20 protein-coding genes are annotated in these 16,871 nt (G+C 71.6%); 6 read left to right on the top strand and 14 right to left on the bottom strand.

The annotated features are described in order from the left end of the window. Positions 1-233 precede the first annotated feature (233 nt). A complete protein-coding gene (locus tag ACP6CK_RS01340) occupies positions 234-776 on the top strand; it encodes a hypothetical protein (RefSeq protein ID WP_426956975.1) in 543 nt (180 codons plus the stop codon). A gap of 88 nt (positions 777-864) precedes the next feature. Here the strand turns inward: ACP6CK_RS01340 and recA are convergent, their stop codons facing one another. The 8 genes from recA to ACP6CK_RS01300 form a co-directional block, all read right to left on the bottom strand. Further along, positions 865-1,902, bottom strand: coding sequence for a recombinase RecA (gene recA / locus ACP6CK_RS01335; protein WP_426956974.1), 1,038 nt, complete (start codon positions 1,900-1,902; stop codon positions 865-867). A 251-nt stretch (positions 1,903-2,153) separates the two neighbouring features. Further along, positions 2,154-3,764 carry an ATP-binding protein gene (locus ACP6CK_RS01330; RefSeq protein ID WP_426956973.1) on the bottom strand — a complete coding sequence of 537 codons (1,611 nt, stop codon included), beginning with the start codon at positions 3,762-3,764 and terminating at the stop codon, positions 2,154-2,156. After that, the gene (locus tag ACP6CK_RS01325) at positions 3,764-4,825 is read right to left on the bottom strand and encodes an EscU/YscU/HrcU family type III secretion system export apparatus switch protein (RefSeq protein WP_426956972.1); all 1,062 of its coding nucleotides are present in this window, start codon (positions 4,823-4,825) and stop codon (positions 3,764-3,766) included. Before ACP6CK_RS01325 ends, ACP6CK_RS01330 begins: the two co-directional genes overlap by 1 nt. A gap of 3 nt (positions 4,826-4,828) precedes the next feature. Next, positions 4,829-5,605 carry a flagellar biosynthetic protein FliR gene (locus tag ACP6CK_RS01320; protein ID WP_426956971.1) on the bottom strand — a complete coding sequence of 259 codons (777 nt, stop codon included), beginning with the start codon at positions 5,603-5,605 and terminating at the stop codon, positions 4,829-4,831. Continuing rightward, a complete protein-coding gene (locus ACP6CK_RS01315; RefSeq protein WP_426956970.1) occupies positions 5,602-5,850 on the bottom strand; it encodes a flagellar biosynthetic protein FliQ in 249 nt (82 codons plus the stop codon). The genes ACP6CK_RS01320 and ACP6CK_RS01315 overlap by 4 nt, the downstream gene beginning before the upstream one ends. Before the next feature lie 55 nt (positions 5,851-5,905). Continuing rightward, entirely contained in the window at positions 5,906-6,184 is a 279-nt protein-coding gene (locus ACP6CK_RS01310; protein WP_426956969.1) for a flagellar hook-basal body complex protein FliE, read from the bottom strand. Further along, a complete protein-coding gene (flgC, locus tag ACP6CK_RS01305) occupies positions 6,184-6,591 on the bottom strand; it encodes a flagellar basal body rod protein FlgC (RefSeq protein WP_426956968.1) in 408 nt (135 codons plus the stop codon). The genes ACP6CK_RS01310 and flgC overlap by 1 nt, the downstream gene beginning before the upstream one ends. Before the next feature lie 73 nt (positions 6,592-6,664). Continuing rightward, a complete protein-coding gene (locus tag ACP6CK_RS01300; protein WP_426956967.1) occupies positions 6,665-7,024 on the bottom strand; it encodes a flagellar basal body rod protein FlgB in 360 nt (119 codons plus the stop codon). A gap of 95 nt (positions 7,025-7,119) precedes the next feature. Between ACP6CK_RS01300 and ACP6CK_RS01295 the strand changes: the two genes are divergently transcribed. Genes ACP6CK_RS01295 through ACP6CK_RS01275 form a run of 5 tightly spaced genes read left to right on the top strand, consistent with a single transcriptional unit; the run spans position 7,120 to position 10,208 of the window. Then, positions 7,120-7,365, top strand: a complete 246-nt coding sequence (locus tag ACP6CK_RS01295; protein ID WP_426956966.1) for a hypothetical protein — start codon at positions 7,120-7,122, stop codon at positions 7,363-7,365. 10 nt (positions 7,366-7,375) lie between these two features. Then, complete coding sequence (locus tag ACP6CK_RS01290; protein WP_426956965.1) at positions 7,376-7,621, top strand: flagellar biosynthetic protein FliO; 246 nt, start codon at positions 7,376-7,378, stop codon at positions 7,619-7,621. After that, a complete protein-coding gene (gene fliP, locus ACP6CK_RS01285; RefSeq protein ID WP_426956964.1) occupies positions 7,621-8,346 on the top strand; it encodes a flagellar type III secretion system pore protein FliP in 726 nt (241 codons plus the stop codon). Before ACP6CK_RS01290 ends, fliP begins: the two co-directional genes overlap by 1 nt. 51 nt (positions 8,347-8,397) lie before the next feature. Further along, positions 8,398-9,732 (top strand): hypothetical protein, encoded by a 1,335-nt coding sequence (locus tag ACP6CK_RS01280; protein WP_426956963.1) that lies wholly within the window; start codon positions 8,398-8,400, stop codon positions 9,730-9,732. Positions 9,733-9,779: 47 nt separating this feature from the next. Then, positions 9,780-10,208 (top strand): NUDIX domain-containing protein, encoded by a 429-nt coding sequence (locus ACP6CK_RS01275; protein ID WP_426956962.1) that lies wholly within the window; start codon positions 9,780-9,782, stop codon positions 10,206-10,208. On the opposite strand, the gene speE is transcribed toward ACP6CK_RS01275, so the two are convergent. From speE to fliM, 6 genes are all read right to left on the bottom strand, one after another. Next, entirely contained in the window at positions 10,198-11,064 is an 867-nt protein-coding gene (gene speE, locus ACP6CK_RS01270) for a polyamine aminopropyltransferase (RefSeq protein ID WP_426956961.1), read from the bottom strand. The genes ACP6CK_RS01275 and speE overlap by 11 nt on opposite strands. Positions 11,065-11,167: 103 nt before the next feature. Continuing rightward, positions 11,168-11,587 (bottom strand): adenosylmethionine decarboxylase, encoded by a 420-nt coding sequence (gene speD, locus ACP6CK_RS01265; RefSeq protein ID WP_426959843.1) that lies wholly within the window; start codon positions 11,585-11,587, stop codon positions 11,168-11,170. A gap of 185 nt (positions 11,588-11,772) precedes the next feature. Then, positions 11,773-14,736: a hypothetical protein gene (locus tag ACP6CK_RS01260; RefSeq protein WP_426956960.1), complete on the bottom strand. Its 2,964-nt coding sequence runs from the start codon at positions 14,734-14,736 to the stop codon at positions 11,773-11,775. Continuing rightward, a complete protein-coding gene (locus tag ACP6CK_RS01255; protein ID WP_426956959.1) occupies positions 14,733-15,356 on the bottom strand; it encodes a MotE family protein in 624 nt (207 codons plus the stop codon). The genes ACP6CK_RS01260 and ACP6CK_RS01255 overlap by 4 nt, the downstream gene beginning before the upstream one ends. Positions 15,357-15,364: 8 nt before the next feature. Further along, entirely contained in the window at positions 15,365-15,895 is a 531-nt protein-coding gene (locus tag ACP6CK_RS01250) for a DUF6468 domain-containing protein (RefSeq protein ID WP_426956958.1), read from the bottom strand. Beyond that, complete coding sequence (gene fliM, locus ACP6CK_RS01245; protein ID WP_426956957.1) at positions 15,892-16,866, bottom strand: flagellar motor switch protein FliM; 975 nt, start codon at positions 16,864-16,866, stop codon at positions 15,892-15,894. Before fliM ends, ACP6CK_RS01250 begins: the two co-directional genes overlap by 4 nt. Positions 16,867-16,871: the final 5 nt, after the last annotated feature.

Genomic DNA, 16,871 nt, shown 5'->3' with positions numbered 1-16,871 from the left:
CCTGTCAAGCGCGCGCGAGGAGAAGCGCCGGGCCACAACTTGGGTGCGGTCACCTCCGCCGCGTTCTGCCGGACCGTTCGCCGCTCGCGCCCGCGATCGCGTCACTGCCCTGCGGAGCCGGTATGCCCGGCCCGCGCGCGCCCTGTTCCGGGCGGAACACCCGACCTTGTCCGAACCCGCCATCGTCTCGCCGGGCCGGGCACGAAACCGGGCCAGCGGAAGGGGAGACTGGGATGACCGACGTCACCATCACGTATGTCCGCGGCAACCAGTACGTGGAGAACACCTACACGCCGACGGTGAAGGAGTTGACGGCGCTCGGCGAGGACCTTCCGAAGACTGGCGAGCGGATCAAGTCACGCACGGCGCACGGCCTGCTCGGCGAGCTCTGGGTCCATGGCCTGCAGTTCGAGACGATCGAGCGGATGGACAACATGATGGCGATGGAGGGGAACCGCTCCTATCCGCTCTCCTCCATGTACTACATGGAGCACTACAGCACCTTCGTGATGAATCCCTGGCTCGGCCTCGCCGTGGAGAAGGTGCAGAAGAACATCCTCTTCCACCCCGCGTCGGTTCCGTCCGAGATCCGGGGCTGCGTCGGCGTCGGCTTCCGCAACGGCGGCAGGCTGGAGGATGGCGTCTGGTCTCTGATGGCGATCTACGAGCAGATCGGCGGCCGGACGCGCGATACGACCAGCAAGAAGACCTTCACGCTCAGGATCGAGGGCCAGATGAAGGCTCTGCGGGACTGCACCAAGGCCCCCGGCGGCTGACAGGATGCCGCCTGCGGTGCGCCGACGCCTCTCGGCATCGGCCCACGCCGTGCCGGCCGCGGCGACACGAGCCGCCGCGGCCATCCGGTCACTCCGCCGCGGCGGCGTCCTCCGTCTCCGGCGCCGTCATCATGGCATTCGCCACGACACCGGCCTGCGCCCGGATCTTCGCCTCGATCGCGTCGGCCATGGCGGGGTTGTCGCGCATGAACTGCTTCGCGTTCTCCCGCCCCTGCCCGATCCGCTGGCTGTCGTAGGAGAACCAGGCGCCCGACTTCTCCACCACGCCGGCCTTCACGCCCAGGTCGATCAGCTCGCCGACCTTGGACACGCCCTCGCCATACATGATGTCGAACTCGACCTGCCGGAACGGCGGCGCCATCTTGTTCTTCACCACCTTGACGCGGGTCTGGTTGCCCGTGACCTCCTCCCGGTCCTTGATCTGCCCGATGCGGCGGATCTCCAGACGGATGGAGGCGTAGAACTTCAGCGCGTTGCCGCCGGTCGTCGTCTCCGGGTTGCCGAACATCACGCCGATCTTCAGCCGGATCTGGTTGAGGAAGATCATCATGCAGTTCGAGCGGGAGATGGAGCCGGTCAGCTTCCGCAGCGCCTGGGACATCAGGCGGGCATGCAGGCCGACATGGCTGTCGCCCATCTCGCCCTCCAGCTCCGCGCGCGGCACCAGCGCCGCCACCGAGTCGATCACCAGCACGTCGATCGCGCCGGACCGCACGAGCGTATCCGCGATCTCGAGCGCCTGCTCGCCGGCATCGGGCTGGGAGATCAGCAGGTTGTCCACGTCCACACCGAGCTTGCGCGCATAGCCCGGGTCGAGCGCGTGCTCCGCGTCGATGAAGGCGCAGGTGCCGCCCTTCTTCTGGGCCTCCGCCACGGCCTGCAGCGCCAGCGTCGTCTTGCCCGAGGATTCCGGCCCGTAGATCTCGATGATGCGGCCCTTCGGCAACCCGCCGATGCCGAGCGCGAGGTCGAGGCCGAGCGAGCCGGTGGAGACGACCTCGATCTCCTCGTTCATCTGCTTGCCGCCCATGCGCATGATCGAGCCCTTGCCGAAGGACCTCTCGATCTGGCTGAGCGCGGCGTCGAGCGCCTTGTTCTTATCCATCCTGGCCTTGCCCCTTCCGGCGTCCGGTGCCGCAACCCCTGGTGGAAGAAACGCCCTGTCCGGCCGCCTCTCACCACCACTTCTGTTAACCGTCCGAGCCGGTCCTCTACAAGCGCCGGCCGCGTCTCTCGACACGGATGTTCATATTGTGTTCCGGGGTCCGAAGGCAAGCGAAACCCGCAACGAAGGCGCGAAAAAACGCCGTCCCCTTCCGAATCCGAGGTCGTGAGAAGTCTCTGGAAATCAGCGCCTTACTCGTCCTTGAGCCCTGGCGGACGGCACTCCAGGCGCGCCACCGCAGCGGCGAGCTCGGACGGACGATAGGGCTTGGCGATGAACCCGAATCCATCCCCCTCCGCCTCCGGGCCGAGAACATTCTCGGAGTAGCCGCTCGCCAGGATGACCGGCACGCCGGGGTGCCGGGCCCGCACCGCCCGCGCCAGTGCCAATCCGTCCATTCCGGGCATGACGATGTCGGAGATGAGCACCTCCGGAGCCAACCCCTCCTCCACCATCTCCAGCGCGGTCTCGGCATCCTCGGCCTGGGTGATCCGATGGCCGGCGCGCTCCAGCGCCGCGGCGGTCAGGCGACGCAGCGGTGCCTCGTCGTCCACCAGCAGGATATGCCGGGACGGAGTCGGGACCGGCGCCGCGATGGCCCTTGCCGCAGACCGTTCCTCCGGCGCTACGGCCTCCGCCGGCCCCTCGTGCCGCGGCAGATAGATCAGGAAGCGGGCCCCCTCCCCCGGCCGCGTCTCGACCTGCAAGGCCCCACCGGACTGGCGGACGATGCCGTGCACCGTCGCCAGCCCGAGCCCGCTGCCCCCCGCCGCCGCCTTCGTGGTGAAGAAAGGCTCGAAGATGCGCGGCAGCACCTCATGCGGAATGCCCGGCCCGGTGTCGGACACGCTCAGCACGGTCCAGCGGCCAGGCGGAAGGGCATCCGGAATCCCCGGCTCCTCCCGCAATGCGACGGCCGTCCCCGTCTCCATCACCAGGCGCCCGCCCGAGGGCATCACGTCCCGCGCATTGGCCGCGAGGTTCAGCAGCACCTGATCGAGCTGGATCGGGTCCACCTTCACGCGCCGCCCCGGCGCTCCCATCCGCACCACCAGCTCCACCCGGCTGCCCAACAGGCCCCGCAGGAACCCGCCGGCGCTTCCCAACACCTCGTCCAGCACCACCACCCGCGGCTCCAGCCGCTGGCGCCGCGCGAAGGCCAGCAGACGCTGCACGAGCGACGCGCCCCGCTCCGCTGCCGCCTGCGCCGGCTTCAGCTCCTCTCCGGTGGCCGGCGCCACCCGCCGCGTGGATTCGATGGCCGCCAGGATGATGGAGAGCAGGTTGTTCACATCATGCGCGATGCCGCCGGCGAGCTGTCCCACCGCGCGCAGCCGGTCCGCCGCCTCCCACCCTTCGGTGCCGCGGGCCCGATCGGCGGAATCCTCCAGCAGCAGCACCCGCATCGTATCCGTCAGCGCGCGCAGAGACAGGGACACGGCCGGCGGATTCCCGCCCTCCGGCACCGCCAGCCAGGCAGTGAGTGGCTGCAACGGCGAGGCGAGCCACCCCTCCACCGCCGCGCGCGATTCCGGGATGAACAGCGACAGCGCGGGCAACCCCGGCTTCAGCGGCAAGGTCGGCCCCAGCCGCTCCTGCAGGGCGGTGTTCCCCTGCAGCAGCCGCCCCTCCGGGTCGAGCAGCGCGGCGCCCTGCGGTAGCGCTTCCAGCAACGCGACCAACGCCGTATCCGCCGTCGCCGCCCGCCGCCAGGGCAGCCAGGCCCCATCTGACCAGGACACGCTCGTCACCCGCCGCAGCGCCGCGCCGAGCCCGGGATCATGCACCAGGGTGAGCGGCATCAGCCCGTTCCCCCGGATCGGGGGCGCCGCGCGCGCCAGACGAAAGCGATGATCTCGGCCACCGCCTGATAATGAGCCGCCGGAATTTCCGTATCCACCTCCAGCTTGTACAGCGCCCGTGCGAGTGGCGGATTCGACACGAGCGGCACGCCCGCCTCCTTCGCTGTCTCCCGGATGCGCGCGGCGATCGCATCCGCGCCCTTGGCCACGATCTTCGGCGCCGCCGCCGCACCCTCCTCATAGGCCAGCGCGACGGCGTAGTGAGTCGGGTTGGTGATCACCACCGCCGCCTTCGGCACCGCCGCCATCATGCGCTGGCGCGACCGCTGCGCGCGGATCTGCTTCTGCTGGGCCTTCACATGCGGGTCGCCGTCGGTGTCCTTCGCCTCGTCCTTCATGTCCTTGAGGCTCATCCGCAGCTTGCGGACGTGTCGGAATCGCACCCAGAGCAGGTCCGCCCCCGCCACCAGCGCGAAGGCCGCCAGCGCAGAGACGGCCAGCCGCCCCGCCGCGCCGGACACCGCGCCCAGCAGCCCACCTGGCGACAGGTGCAGCACGCTCCCCAGCACCGCCGGCGAGTCCAGCGCCCGCCACACGGCCGTCCCCACCACGGCCATCTTCAGCAGAGTCTTGAGGAACTCCGCGAGGGCATCCATCCCGACGATCTTCCTGACCCCCGCGATCGGCGACAGCTTGGAGAATTGCGGCTTCAGCCCCTGCGCAGAGACCAGTCCGCGCGTCTGGAGCATCGTCCCCGCCACCGCGCCGACCATCACCGCGCCGAGCACCGGCAGCAGCACCAGCGCCACCGGCCCGACGATGGCCCAGGCCGCCTCGGGCCCCAGCTCATGCGAGCGTGCGAAGACGCTCCGCAATGCCGCCAAGGCCTGGGCCCCCGCTGCCGGCGTCACTGTCGCGATCGCCACCGCCGCGCAGAGCAGGGCCGCGAAGCCCGATGCCTCCCGCGAGTTCGGGACTTGTCCCTCCTCCCGCGCCTTGTCCAGGCGACGCGGTGTGGGGGCCTCTGTGCGGTCTTCCGCCTCCTCTTCTCCGCCCGCCATCGGTCAGCGCAGCCCCGGCAGGCTGGCCCAGCCGATCACCAGCGCTTCCGTGAAGGTCGCGACCAGCGGCGGCCCGAGCAGCGCCAGCAGCCCAAGCCCGGCCAGGATCGCGCCCGGCGAGGCGACGAAGAACACCTGGATCTGCGGTGCCACGCGCGCGATCAGCGCCAGCGCGAGGTTGATCAGCACGGACGCCATGACGAACGGCCCCGCCAATCGCAGCCCCAGGGCCAGCATAGCCGCGCCTGCCTCCGCCAACTCCTCTGCCGCGGCCCCTGCGGGCCAGGAGCCGCCCGCCGGAATCAGCGCGTAGGAATCGACCAGCGCGCGCAGAGGGAGCGCATACAGCCCGCCCGAGAGAACGATCACCGCCGCCGCGAGGCTCCCCAGCCGCCCCAGCGCGGTGGCGCCCGACCCCACCGCCGGGTCCTGCACCAGCACGGACGCCAGCCCCACCAGTGACGCCGCCGCCTGCATCGCGACCGAGAAGGCCATCGCCAGAAGCCGCGCCATCCCGCCGATCCACAGGCCGATGACGATCTCGACGGTCACAAGCCGCAGCGCCTCCGCCGCCGCATCCGGCACGGGCGGCAGGAACGGCGCCAACACCGGCAGGACCAGCAGCACGAGCCCGAGACCCAACCCGAGCCGGATCTGCGGGGGCACCTCCGCCTCCCCGAGCCCGGGCAGGATCATCACCGCCGCGCCGAGCCGCGAGAACAGGAGCACCGCCTGGAAGGCGAGGTCCGGCAATGCCACGAGGAACTCCGCCTCCGTCACGGCAGCCCGCCCACTGCCACCATTCGGTCGAACAGAGTCACCGTCCAGGCGCGCAGCACCCCCATCATGAAGGGTCCCATCACCAGCAGCACGATCCCCGCCGCCGCCAGCTTTGGCAGGAAGGCGAGCGACTGCTCCTGGATCTGCGTGAGCGCCTGCACCAGCGACACGACCAGCCCGACCACCAGCAGCACGATCAACAGCGGGGCGCCGACCTGCAGCGTCACCCACATTGCGTCCCGCATGGATTGCGTGATTAGGTCGCCTTCCACGGCCGGGAAGTCGTCCGCCGGGCCGGGATCAGATCGGCATCCGCATGACGTCCTGATACGCCTGCACCACCTTCTCCCGCAGCGCCACGGCGGTCTGCAGCGCCAGCTCCGCCCGGCTGACGGCCATCACCGTCTCCGTCACGTTGCCCGCGCCGGTCAGCGCGCGCTGGCTCTGCCGGTCCGCCTCGTGGCCCGCGTCCAGCGCGCCCTCCAGCGCGCGGCGCAGGGTCGCGCCGAAGCCGCTCCCACCCATCTCCGTCGTGGTGGTGGGCGTCCGATACGCGGCCGCTCCGATCGGGGCCGGCATCAGCGCAGCGCCTCGATCGTGCGGGACAGCATCCCGCGCGTCGTCTCCAGCACCGAGAGGTTCGCGTTGTAGGACCGCTGCGCCTCCCGCATGTCCATGACCTCGATCAGCGAGTCGACATTCGGCGTCTTCACGTAGCCATTCGCGTCCGCGGCGGGATGGCTCGGTTCATAGCGCTGCTGGAATTCCCCGGGCGCCGTGCCGATCCGCGACACGCGGACAATATCCGTCCCGGCCGCGCGATCCAGCCGGTTCGCGAAGGTCACCGTCCGCCGCCGATAGGGATCGGCGCCGGGCGTGCCGCCCGTGCTGTCCCGGTTGGCCAGGTTCTCCGCCACCACGCGCAGCCGCGTGGATTGCGCTGCCATTCCCGCAGCCGAGATTCGCAGCGCCCGATCGAGATCCATTCTTCAACCTCCTGCCGAAAACCCTTAACCCTTCGTACGGCCCGCGCCCGTGGCGATCCCGCCGCGCGGGCGCCTAGCCCTGACGCCCGAGCGCCGTCCGGAAAAGGCCGATCCAGCGACGGTGCAGCCCCATCGCGAGCGAGTGCGCCTGATCCGTCTCCGCCACCTTCAGCGCCTGCTCGTCCAGCGAGACGGCATTGCCATCGGGCGCAACATCCGTCGCGCGCCCGACCCGCGCGCCCAGCCCGTTCCGGGCGGAGACGAGATGCGCCCCGTCCGTCCGTGCCATCGCCGCCGAGGCCCGCCCCAGCGCCTGAGAGAAGGGCGTCACGTCCTGCGGGCGGAAGTTCGGCGTGTCCGCGTTCGCGATGTTCCGCGCCAGCACCTGCTGGCGGCGGTCCAACCAGTTCAGCCGGGCTTCGGCGAGCGCCATCGGGTCCATCCCCGCATCATGGCCGCGATTCCTGAACGTCCGATTAGCGCAGCCCTCTCAACGGAAGATTCATCCGGCGCGGGCACGCTGCCCGCATGAAAAGCCATCAGAAGGACGGCGTGCTCGCCGCGGCGGCCAGCATGCAGGGAATGCTCTCCGTCGCCGCAGGGCTCGCCGGCGCCGGCCGGGCCTTGGATCTCACCGGCCTGGACAAGGAGATGACGGCCCTCTGCTCCGCCGCCATGCTCCTGCCGGCGGATCAGGGCCGGGCGGTCCGACCCGCCCTGATCGGCCTGCTCTCCCAGATCGACAGCCTCACCGAGCAGCTCCGCACGGCGTGACGCGCCCCGCATGACCCCCGGCGCGACGGATTGGATCACGGCCGCCGGCGCTCTCGCCGCGGTGCTCCTGCTCCTCTGGGCCGCGACGCGCCTCGCTGCGCGCCGCCTGGGCCAGGCGCCGGGCCCGCGGCGCGCCAGACTGGTCGAGGCCACGCCGCTCGACTCCCGCCGCCGTCTCGTCATCCTGCGCGTGGATGACCGAGAGGCCGTGCTCCTCACGGGCGGCCCGAACGACCTCTTCCTGGGCTGGCTCTGATGCGCCGTCTCCTCCCCCTCGCGCTGCTGCTCGCACTCGTTCCCGGCGTCGCGCTCGCTCAGTCCGTGCAACTCGACCTCGGCGGCTCCGGCGCCGGCGCCACCGCGCGCCTCGTCCAGCTCACCGCGCTGATCGGCCTTCTCTCCCTTGCGCCCTCGCTGCTGGTGATGGCGACGGCCTTCGCGCGCATCACCATCGTTCTCTCGTTGCTCCGCACCGCTCTCGGCGCGCCGAGCATTCCGCCGAACCCGGTGCTGATCGGCCTCGCGCTCTTCCTCACCTTCTTCGTCATGCAGCCCACGCTGGACGCCTCATGGACCGCGGGCATCCAGCCGATGATGGAGGGCCGCCTGAACGAGATCGACGGCCTCACCGCCGCCGCCGAGCCCTTCCGCCGCTTCATGGCCGCCAACGCCCGCGACTCCGACCTCCAGCTCTTCCTGGAGCTCTCGAACCTCCCCGCATCAGACCCGCCACCCTGGCGCGCCCTCGTCCCCGCCTTCATGGTCAGCGAACTGAAGCGTGCCTTCGAGATCGGCTTCCTCCTCTTCCTGCCCTTCCTCGTGATCGATCTCGTGGCCGCCTCGCTGCTCATGTCGCTGGGCATGATGATGCTGCCGCCGAGCGTCGTCGCCCTTCCGTTCAAGCTCATCTTCTTCGTGCTGGTGGATGGCTGGCGGATGGTGGCCGGCAGCCTCGTCCAGGGGTTTGCAACCGGAAGTTGACAATGGCGTCGTCGGGGCGGAACGTTCCGTCTTCGTGCCGGAGCCGCCGCCATGCGCCGCCTCGTCACTCTGCCGCTGCTCCTGCTCTCCCTGGGCGCGCAGGCCCAGTCCCTCTGCTCCCTGCCCCAGGGCGAGGGGTTCGAGCAGCTCAACGACCCGAGGGTGCTCGCCACACTCGGTTCGCGCATCCCGCCCGTCCTACGGATCGGCGACGTCTCCCAGACCTCCGTCACCCGACCCACGCTGAAATTCGCGGTGGAGCGGCCCGCCCGCATTCCCTCCGCCGAGTGGCTCCAGCAGACCTGGTTCGAGGCCCTTGCCTACCGTGGCGACGCGCCCGAACCGCCCAAGCCGGGCACCCCGCTCCTGCCGATCCGGGTCCAGCCACCGCGCCCGGAGGACACGACCACCCCGCTGACCGTCGAGATGCCCGCCGCCAACGAGGGCTGGTGGTCCGAACACCTGCAGATCCTCGTGCTCGCCTGCGTCGGGCCGGAGCGCGTGGCGACCGGCTACGGGATCGTGTCCGCGACGATCACCTCGCTGCGCCTCTCCATCGCCCTCGGGCTCGGGTCGGCGCTCCTCATCTATCTCACCCTCGCGCTCGCCGCGCGCATCACCCATGCCCGGCAGATCAACCTCGCCCGACGCACGGCCGAGTCGGGGGAGCTGCGCCCCTCGCCGGCTTGGCTGCGGGCCTTCAACCCGGTCGTCATCTGCCAGGACGCCTTCGGCTTCGGCAGCCTCTCGCGCTTTCAGGTGATGCTCTTCACCATCGTCGTTGTCGGCGTCTACGCCTATGTCATGGCGCGCACGGGCCGCCTGACGAACATGTCCCCGGACGTCCTCGCCCTGCTCGGCATCACCCTGGCCGGCTCCACGCTCGCGCGCACGACGGAGGGCTCCATCCTGTCCACCGCGAACCGCCTCTGGCTGCTCGGGACCGGCGTACTGGACGGACGGCCGCGGCGTCCTTGCTGGGCCGACCTCTTCGCCTCGGACGGGGAGGTGGAAGTGACCCGCGTCCAGGCCCTCGCCTTCTCCTCCTTCGCGGCCGTGGCCCTCGTCGTGAACGGCACGGCCGACCTGGAGAACTTCTCCATCCCGCCGCAACTGAACTACCTCATCGGCATCAGTCAGCTCGTCTACGTCGCCGGCAAGGCGCTTCCGCGGGACACCGCGCGCCGCTTGAACGAGGAGGTCACGATCCTGCGGGAGGCGGAGCGCAGCGCCCTCGCGGCACCGTCGGACCCGAACGCGCGCAAGGTCTTCGAGACGGCCCGGGACGGCACCGCCCCGGCCCTGACCGACGTCTTCGGAGAGCGCTTCCGCCCCGACCGGTTGCGCGCCATGGCTCCGGGCGACCGCCTTCCCGCGGCTTCCTGATCGGCGCGCATCCGGCAACCCGGGACATATCCCGCAGTTCCGCCCCCATGCCGAAGCGCGTGTCCTGCGGCGTCGCCGTCACCGACGGTGCGCACCTCCTGATCGGGCAGGCCGCCCGCTCTCCGCTCTGGGACATCCCCAAGGGCCTGGCCGAGTCCGGCGAAGAGGACCTTGACGCGGCCCGCCGCGAGCTCCGGGAGGAGACCGGCCTCAACGCGTCGGCGGAGGCGCTGATCCCCCTCGGCCTGCATGCCTACATGCCGGGGAAGGACCTCGTCCTCTTCCTCTGGCGGGTCGAAGCGATGCCCGATCCCGCCACCCTCCGCTGCTCCACCCGCGTTCCGCTGCCAGGCGGGAAATGGGTGCCGGAGATGATCCGCTTCGATACCCCGCCCTGGGACACGGCCCTGCCGCGCCTGGGCAAAAACATGCAGCGCGTCCTGACCGCGCTGCGGGCCGCGATCCTCAGGGGCTGAGGTTCTCTGCGATGTAGGGCGGCAAGTGGAAGGCCGCCGCGTGGATCTCCGGCGTCCAGTAGCGCGTGCGTCCGAGGATGCCGGCCGCCTGCGCCCGCCGCCGCACCTCTTCCGCCGGCACCGCCCGCAGGGAGGCGTCCTTCGCCGCCCAGCCCAGCGTCATGTACCCGCCCACATAGGTCGGCACCGCCGCCACATAGGCCCAGGTGTCCGCGAAGGACTTCGCCCTCCGGAGATTCGTCTCCCGCAGTTCATCCGCCTGCATGAAGGGCACGCCGCACTGGTTCACGATCAGGCCGCGCTCGGAGAGGAGCCGCGCCGCGTTGGCGTAAAATTCCTCGGTGAACAGGACCTCGCCCACGCCGATCGGGTCCGTGCTGTCGACGATCACCACGTCGAAGGAACCCGGCTCGGCTTGGCGAACGTAGTCGATGCCGTCGCCCACGATGACCTCCGCCCGAGGATCGTTCCAGGCGTCGCCCGCGATGCCGGGCAGGTGCTGCTTGGCCAGGCGGATCACCGCGCCGTCGATCTCGACCATCACGGCCTTCTCGACGTTGCGGTGCTCCAGCACGCGCCGCAGCACGCCGCCGTCGCCGGCGCCGATGATCAGCACCCGGCGCGCGTCGCCATGCGCCAGCAGCGGCACATGGGTCAGCATCTCCTGGTAAACGAACTCGTCCGCCTCGGTGATCTGCACCACGCCGTCCAGCAGCATGACGCGGCCATGCGTCTCGGACTCGAAGACCATGATGTCTTGGAAGTCGGACTTCTCCCGCGCCAGTTCCCGCACGACGCGGAACCGCTGGCCCCAGGCGGCGTAAAGGGTCTCGTTCACCCAGGAATCCGTCGTCACGGCGGCTCTCCCATCCTGTCGCCCCGGGCGGAGGGCCCGCGGGCATGAAAAGGGGGCGGACCTTTCGGCCCGCCCCCCGTTCAGGTCAAGCGACGGCTTTGCGTCAGACCGTGATGCCGCGGCGGTGCTCGCCGAGCTGCACGCGCTCCGGCAGGAAGCCCCGCTTCAGCACCGCGATCGCCTTGTAGGGATCGCAGGCGCCGCAGACGAAGATGTCCAGCGCGGCGAAGTTCTTCTCCGGCCAGGTGTGGATGGAGACGTGGCTCTCCGCCAGCACCAGCACGCCGCTCACCCCGCCATTCGGCTGGAAGTGGTGGAAGTGGCCGTGCAGGATCGTCGCACCCGTCTCGATCGCCGCCTCGCGCAGCACCTCGTCGATGTGGGCTGGGTCATCCAGGTTGGTGGCCCCCCACAGGTCGATGATCAGGTGTGTCCCGGCGAAGCGCACGCCGTCCTTCTCGACGAAGTAGTCCTTCGTCTCAGTCGTGGTCTGGGCGTCGTCCGGGCTGAAATCCGAAACCATCCCCAGCGGAGCAACAAAGGCGTCCAATTTCAGGCCCCCATTCCCTACCGGCGATGACCAGGGCGATCGTGAATTCGATCAGGTCAACGGGGGCGCCATATGAGGCCGCAGCCCCCCCATCGCAAGTGAAATTCTGCCCCCAAGGCCGAAAATCTTGCGGACCACCCCCCCGCCCCACGCGTGGCTCACCTTGAACTTGCGGCAGCCGTCCGGAAGGCCTCCAGTCCAACGGGAAATCCCCGGAAAAGGTCCAGTTCACGCCCGAGCCGTGGCAGGTCGGACAGGCCGCGCACCGGATCGGCCGTGATCAGGTCGAGCGCCGCACCCAGCGGCCCGCCCGCCAGGCGCTCAGACCATGTGGCCCGCAACGCCGCCAGCCGCGCCGGATCGCCCGCCAGCGCCGCGAAGGCCGCGGCCCGGACAGCGTCGCGCTGCAATGCCGGCGTCTCCGGCGTCAGGGCCGCCTTTGCGGCCAGCGCGTCCGCGGCCCCGGTCCAGTCCTGCCGTGCCGCGAGGAGCTCGGCGAGCGGACCCAGCCCGGCCTCGCCCATCCCGCGCAGCAGCGCCACCGCCGTCTCGCCCTCTCCGCGCCCCGCCAGAGCGCGCGCGGACAGCAGCGCGCGCTCCGCGGCCAGCACCGCGGGAAGAGCCGCGCCCCCAGTTTCCTCCAGCACCGCGGACGCGCCGCGCGAATCGCCCGTCGCGAGCAGCACCGAGGCGAGCCGCGCGCCTGCCGCGGGCCGCTGCTCCGCTGGCGCGCGCTCCAGCGCCTGGCGCGCCAGCGGAACGGCCCGCGCCGGCAGGTCCAGCGCAACCAGCCGATCCGCCAGCAGGCCAAGTGCCTCCGTTCCGCGCGTGTCACGTGGCAAGAGCTCCGCGTGCACTTCCGCCATCGCGACCGCGACCAGCGGCGGCTCCCGCGCCAGCACGCCGAGCAACGCCTCCTCCTGCGCCGCTCGCATCGCCGCAGCCCGGTCCGGAAAAAGTGCCGCCGTCTCCCGCAACAGGGAGAGCGCGCCGCGTGCATCGCCGGCCTCTCGCTTCAGCGTTGCCAGCCGGAGCCGCGCGTCCAACTCCTCCGCGTCGCCGCGCCACGCGAAGAGCGCCGCTTCCAGCGCCGCCGCCCCCGCCGCGGCGTCCATTGCCCCGCTCGCCACCCGAAGATCGACGGAGCGCCGCAGCGCCCGCGCCCGGACCAGCCGGTCCCTTCCCTCCGCCAGGCCGGCGAGCAGTGCCAACGCATCATCGGTCCGGCCATCTGCCTCGGCCAACCGGGCCCGCGCATAGCCCATGGCGGGCGAATCCCCAGCGGCGGCGAGCAGCCGCCGCAGCGCGCCCCGCTCGTTCCCCGCCAGCAGCGCCTCTGCCGCCAGCGGCATCAACCGCTCCCGCAGAGCCGAAGGGTAGGAGAGCAGCAGCGGCAGCGTCGACGCGACCGCCGGGGCCGCGGCAGCCACCTCGCCCCGCTCGACCCGGACCAACGCACCCCAGAGCGCCGTCTCATCTGTCACCGGAAGGCTGCCGTCGATCAGGGCACCGGCCTCACCCGATCGTCCCGCCAGCAGCGCCGCGGCCGCATGGGCCGCGGCCAAACGCGGATCGGTCCCAGCCCGCGGGTCCTCCTGCAGCGCTAGGCGCGTCATCGCCTGCGCCTCCTGCGCCAGGCCGAGCGCCAGCAGCCCCTCCGCCGCCTCCCGGCGCAGCGGCAGGCGCGTGAGGGGCGGCGCCGCCGCGATCCCCGCCCCCTGCTGCCGCAGCCGCTCCTGCGCCGCCCCGGCGTCCAGCGCGGGGAAGTCGAAGAGCCGCGTCATCGGCAACGCGGCCAGGTCCCGCCCTGCCGCCCCGGGGTTCCCCACGCCGGAGAGCGCCAGCCGGTCCCCCGCGCGCCGCAACGAAGCCGTGTCCGCCCGCGCCAGCACCGCTACGCCAAGCATGGTTGGCAGCATCTCCGCCGCCGGCAGGCGCCACCCGGCCGGCACGGAGAAGGCGGCCTCCCGTGTCGTACCGACCAGGATCGGCAGCCCCGTCTCGGGGTCGAGCACCGGCACGGGACGCCCCAGCGCCCCGGCGCGCAGCAGCAGCCGCCCGCCCTCGGCCTCTGCGGTCACGGACCGCTCGGGCGCTGTGTCCCGCGCCGCCTCCAGCCGCCAGCCGTGCCGGTCCCGTCGCGCTCGCAGCACCGTCGGTGCCGCAAGACGGAGCCGAAGGACCGTCGCATCCGGCGTCGGCACCAGATCCGCCGCTCCGAAGACCGGGTCGTCCCGCAGCGCCGACAGATCCAGCGGCCCGCCCTGATCCGTCACGACGAGAATCGTCTCGCCGCGCCGCAGCACCGCCATTCCCGCCTCGTCGGGTAAGGGCAGCAGGAGCGCCGGATTTCCCTCACCCCGCACGACTCGAACGGTCGGCCCGGCGGGCACGGGCGGTGGAGGCGGTGTCTCCACCGCCGGGGCGAGTGGCGGTGCGGCCGGGACCGCGATGGGCGGAGGTGGAGTCGGGGGCGCCGCAGCGGTCGCTGGCTCCGGGCGCCCGCGCCGTCCCCGCGCCTGCGCTCGCTGGTTTTGAGAGGGCATGGCGGAAGGCGCCGCCCCCCCCACACCGCCGGTTGCCGGGGCGGCACCCGGCGCCAACCCCTCGGGTGCAGTGGCAGGGATGGCGACAGAACGCCCCCGACGGCCGGTGGCTGGCGCTGGCAGGGCCATCGCTGCAGTTCGAGCCGGTTCATTCCCGGCCGCACCCGACTGGGGGGCATCCTGCACAGGCGCGGCCGGCGCCGCGGCCTGCGGCGAGGGGCTCGCGGGCGGGTCCAGCACGTCCAACACCACGCGCCCCTCCAGCCGCTGCTGCCGGAGTCGCGCGCCAGGACGGGTCCCGATCCGCAGCGCCCCGTCCTCCGCGCGTAGGGCCTGGACGTTCCGCGGCAGCGGGCGCGACGCCGGGATGTCGAACTCGGTGCCGGGCCCGAGGCGCAGCACGACCTCACCTCCCTGCTGCCGAATCTGCGGCACCCGGGACGGATCGGTCAGGTCTACGACCACGCGCCCGAAGCCTGGGTGGTCCCCCAGCCGCACGCCCAGTCGTTCCGCCCGCACCGGCCCGAGGAGCGCCAGCGCCGCCAGCAGCCCCCATCCGGACCGGGCGAGGATCACCGGCCCTGACCCTGCGCCCGCAGCCGCGCGATCTCTGCCGTGAGGGCGCGCGCCCGCTCCGGTCGCATGGAGCCGATCACCGGGGCGGCCTTGGCCTCGCGCATCCGGTGGGCGATCTGCACCAGCACCGGCATCTCGAGGTCATCGAAGACGGTGGCGGCGTCTCGCGGGCGCATGGACTCGTAGGTCCGCACGAGGGCGCGCCAGCCCTCCTCCTCCCGCTCGGACCGGCCGCGCTCGAGCGCCTCCAGCCGGGTTTGGAGAGCGCCGAGCTCCTGCAGACGCTGCGTCAGGCGCCGCTCGGCCGCGGCCAGAACCGCCTCCCGTGCTCCGAGGGCGCCCTCCCGCGCCTCCAGTTCGCCGCGCCGCTCGCGCAGGGCCAACAGCATGGACCGCTCCGCCGCATCCACCGGATCGGGCTCCGCGGCTGCGGGTGATGGCGACGTCACAGGGGCCGCGGGGGCCGGCCGCGGCGTCGGCGCAGGGGCGGGCGGCGTCGAGGCCACGGCCTGGGCCACCACGCTGTTCCCGGTGGCCGCGGTCCAGAGGGAATGGGCCTTGATGATGGCCAGCGCGGCGCAGGCCGCGATGATCATCGGGGTCAGGCGGGGACGGGGCATGGATCGCCTCATTTTGCGCGGGCCAAGGCCTGGAGGAGGTCCCGCTCCGCCGTGCTGCGCGGCGCGGGATAGGCGCCGCCCGGCGTGCTGCCCGGCGCAGCCCCGACCGATCCGGCGGGCTGAGGATTACCGCCCGACGGATGAACACCCCGTGAACCTGTCGCCGCCCCGCCTGCGGGCTGGGCGGCCGCGCGCGAGGGGTCGGCCGCGAGCGGCCGGGCCTGCGTGACCAGCGCCTCCATCCGGTCCGCCAGCGCCGTGCCGCGCTCGATCAGGAAACGCAGGTCGTCGCGCAGCGCCCCTGCCGTCTCCACCCGCTCCTCCAGGTGCCGGCCGCCGGCCTCGACCATGCCCCGCATCCGGTCCAGCGAGGCCTGGGCCTCCCGCGCCGCCTGGGTGAAGCCCTCCGCCCCCTCGGCGATCAATTGCGGGTCCCGTCGCAGCGCCGCGATCTGCCGCTGCAGCCGCACCATGAAGGGCAGTGCCACGCCCAGCATGAGAAGCAGCACGCCCTGGACGGCCCACTCGATCCCGCTCATGCCGCATCTCCCTTCGGCGCCGTCAGCAGCTCACGCTCGATCCGCACGGCGAGCCGGTTCTCCCGCCGACCCAACGCCGCCTCGAACAGGGTCACGTCACCGCATCGCAGCCGGACCGGCGCGCCCGGCCCCACGTTCAGCATGATGCGGTCGCCCACCTTCAGCCCGATCACCGTCGAGAGCGACAACGGCTGGTCATCCAGCACGACGTCGAGTGCGACCTCCGTCTGCCGCAGCTCCTCGGCCAAGTGGCTTTCCCAGATCGTGTCGCGGCCGAACTTCTCGCCCATGAACTGCTGCAGCAGCAGCTCCCTCACCGGCTCGAGCGTGGCGTAGGGCAGCAGCAGCTCCACCTTGCCGCCACGGTCCTCCATCTCCACCCGCAGCTTCACCAGCACCGCCGCGTTGGACAGCCGGGTGATCGCGGTGAAGCGGGGGTTCACCTCCAGCCTCTCGAAGCGGAACTCCACCGGAGCCAGCGGCTCGAAGGCCGCGGAGAGGTCATGCAGCACCACCTGGATCAGGCGCTCGACCAGCGTCCGCTCGATGGTGGTGTAGGGCCGCCCCTCGATCCGCATGGCCGCGGTGCCGCGGCGCCCGCCCAGAAGCACGTCGACCACCGAGTAGATCATGGCGGAATCCACCACCAGCAGCCCGTAATTGTCCCACTGCTGCGCCTTGGTGACCGCCAGCATCGACGACAGAGGGATCGAGTTCAGGTAGTCGCCGAAGCGCAGCGACATGATCCCCTCGATCGAGACCTCCACATTGTCCGAGGTGAAGTTGCGCAGCGTCGTGCTCATCAGCCGGACCAGCCGGTCGAACACGATCTCCAACATCGGCAGCCGCTCATAGGAGATGAGCCCGCTGGAGATGACGCGCTCCATCCCCGTGCGCGTCTCCGTCCCGGACTCGCCGGGGCGCATCAGGGCGTCGATCTCCTCCTGCTCGAGCACGCGATCGGGGTTCATGCCGC

It is taken from the genome of Muricoccus radiodurans, assembly GCF_050154705.1.
GTDB lineage: Bacteria > Pseudomonadota > Alphaproteobacteria > Acetobacterales > Acetobacteraceae > Roseomonas > Roseomonas radiodurans.
The sequence above is the reverse complement of the archived record's forward strand: the minus strand, read 5'-3'. Positions and strand labels throughout refer to the sequence as shown.